General features: G+C 34.3%; 1 protein-coding gene. It reads left to right on the top strand.

Annotated features, from left to right (window positions below):
- Positions 1–210, top strand: a 210-nt coding sequence (locus HMPREF1552_RS12465; RefSeq protein WP_021743615.1) for a hypothetical protein, incomplete at both ends; no start/stop codon positions are given.

Raw genomic sequence — 210 nt, 5'->3', positions numbered from 1 at the left:
TTAACCTTAATGGGAATGTTGAGAACAAGTCAAACATATACACAGGTGGAAACCTGAATACGCTTGATATGATAAATTCTGGGAATATTAATGCTTCAGGGAACATAACGGCAAAGGATTTTAAAAACTCTCTTGCAGCGGTTCTTTCCGGAGGAAACTTTAATGTAAAAAATTTAGATAATTCCGGAAATATACAGGTTTCAGGAATTA

The sequence above is a fragment of the Leptotrichia sp. oral taxon 879 str. F0557 genome (assembly GCF_000469385.1).
GTDB classification, from domain to species: domain Bacteria; phylum Fusobacteriota; class Fusobacteriia; order Fusobacteriales; family Leptotrichiaceae; genus Leptotrichia; species Leptotrichia mesophila.
Note: the sequence above shows the minus strand (reverse complement) of the source record. Positions and strands in the feature narration are given on the sequence as shown.